General features: G+C 60.4%; 2 protein-coding genes. Both read left to right on the top strand.

Annotation, left to right across the window (positions count from 1 at the left end):
* Nucleotides 1-413: 413 nt before the first annotated feature.
* On the top strand, nt 414-1,088 hold the full coding sequence (locus tag ACNPM8_RS14215) for a DedA family protein (protein ID WP_105657434.1): 675 nt from the start codon (nt 414-416) through the stop codon (nt 1,086-1,088).
* 103 nt (nt 1,089-1,191) lie between these two features.
* Nucleotides 1,192-2,373: an adenosine deaminase gene (locus ACNPM8_RS14210; protein ID WP_400342889.1), complete on the top strand. Its 1,182-nt coding sequence runs from the start codon at nt 1,192-1,194 to the stop codon at nt 2,371-2,373.
* The last annotated feature ends 45 nt before the right edge of the window (nt 2,374-2,418 follow it).

The following is a 2,418-nucleotide window of genomic DNA, read 5'->3' as shown; positions in this document are numbered from 1 at the left end:
GTGTTTCCCGGCTCTTTCGCTTGCCGGCGACCGATCCGCTGGGAATCTGCGCCCCGCTCCAGAAATATCGGGAGCCTGGTCGCCCTGCGAGTGCTCTTCCCCGGCCTCGCTGCCTGCAGCAGCTGGGCTTTTCTTTCCGGAGGGCCGTGCAGGTCCGTTCGTCTTCGAAGTTGCGGTAGCAATGGCCTGGCATCCTGGTGGTTCCCAGGCCAGCTGCCGCAGTAGAAGTTCCCAGAAAGTTCCCGGGAACAATAACGGCGTAGTCAAACGTTAGTCAGTTAACTCCTACCTGGGTAGCAGATGGGAATTGTCCACAACGCAACGTAAGCAGGATGCGCGCAGGTGAGTTCTCGAGCGAAAATGGAGAGACATTCAGCGCATGGAGCGCCTTGGGAAAGTAGATGTAGGCACGCATGGAATTAGTCAATGAGGCAATCACGCAGGCCGCCAGCGCATGGTGGATCCTGCCGTTATTGTTTCTGTTCTGCATGATCGATGCGATTTTCCCCCTCGTCCCGAGTGAATCATTTTTGGTTTCACTGGCCGCGGTCGGCGTCCACACCGGTGTTCCCAACCTTGTCCTGATCGGCTTGCTCGGTGCCGGCGGTGCCTTGCTCGGCGACCAGATCACGTACGCCATCGGACGCAAGATCGGATCCAGGGGCTTCAAGTGGATGCGCGGGCAACGCGCGCAGCGGGTGCTGAACTATGCCGAGAAGAAACTTGAAACCTCGGGCGCTCTGCTGATTTTCACGGCCCGATACATCCCGATTGGCCGAGTGGCCGTGAACCTGACCGCGGGCGCCACCGGATTCAGCCACAAGCGCTTCACCCTCTTCGACACCATCGGCGTGCTGACCTGGGCCGCCTACTCCGTCAGCATCGGTGCGCTGGCCGGCAACTGGATGCACGACAACAAGCTGCTGGGCATTGCAGTTTCCATTGTCATCGCCGTAGTGCTCGGATTCGTCATCGACCGGATCGTCAGCTGGGTGCTGGATCGCCTGCATCGGCGCGCGGCGAAGCGCGAAGGGCACCCGGTGCAACCAGCCAGGCAGACCGTCCCGCCAACCCCTGACGAGGGTTAACCTCCCGTATTGATCAGGGTCACATAGTGGCTCGCAGATCTTTACCCGTTGGAGCTGTCAGTTCCACGAAAATGCGACTAGGCTCAGTGGTGTGACTGAAGAAATGATTCATACTGACTACGATCCCGAATTCGATTTCCGGGATCTGCCTAAAGTTTCGCTCCATGACCACCTCGACGGTGGTTTGCGCCCTCAGACGATCATCGAGCTGGCCGCCGAGATTGGACACGAGCTGCCAGAGACCGAAGCAGAAGCTTTGGGCGAATGGTTCCGTGAATCAGCCGACTCCGGCTCGCTGCCACGCTACCTGGAAACCTTCGAGCACACCGTCGCGGTCATGCAGACCCGAGATGCGCTGATCCGCGTTGCCCGCGAATTCGTAGAGGACCTCGCTGAAGACGGTGTCATCTACGGCGAAGTCCGCTATGCACCAGAGCAGCACCGCCGCGAAGGCTTGAGCCTGGACGACGTCGTCGACGCCATCCAGGAAGGCCTGGACCAGGCCTGCGAGCAGCTCAACGCCGAGGGCCACCCGATGCAGATCGGCCAGATCGTTACCGCCATGCGCCACAGCGACCAAGGCGTGGAAATCGCCAAGCTGGCCCTGCGCCACCGTGGTCGTGGCGTCGTCGGTTTCGATATCGCCGGTGCTGAAGATGGCTTCCCGCCCTCGGTGATGAAGGAAGCTTTCGACCTGCTGGCCGAGAATCTCTTCCCAACCACCGTGCACGCTGGCGAAGCAGCCGGCCTGGATTCCATCAAGGAAGCCATCCTGATCGGCCGCGCCCAGCGCCTGGGCCACGGAGTCCGCGTAGCCGAGGACATCGAGATCGAGTTCGGAGCTATCGACGAGAACGGCGAAGAACTCAGCGACGATACCGGCCTGGTATCGCTGGGCCCGGTAGCGAACTGGGTCCGCGAACGCGGCATCCCGCTGGAAGTCTGCCCGTCCTCGAACCTGCAGACCGGTGCTACCTCCAAATTCGGCGAAGGCATCGGGAACCACCCGATCGACCTGCTGGTCCAGACCGGTTTCAATGTCACCATCTCGCCGGATAACCGCCTGATGTCCGGCACCTCCTTGTCCGATGAGTTCGAATTGCTGGTAGAAGCCTTCGACTACGACTTGGAAGATCTGCTGGATCTGACGCTGAACGCCGCCGAAGCTGCTTTCGTCCCGCTGGAAATGCGCGAGCTGCTCGTTGAGTACATCAACGACTACTACGACAACCTGCTGGATGACGAGGACTACGAAGAAGACGAATACGAAAACGTCGCCGACTAGTTCCAGGACCCAGCCGCCAGGCAACCACCGAAGCCGCCCCTTGCC

This window comes from Glutamicibacter sp. AGC46 (assembly GCF_053543715.1).
Note: the sequence above shows the minus strand (reverse complement) of the source record. Positions and strands in the feature narration are given on the sequence as shown.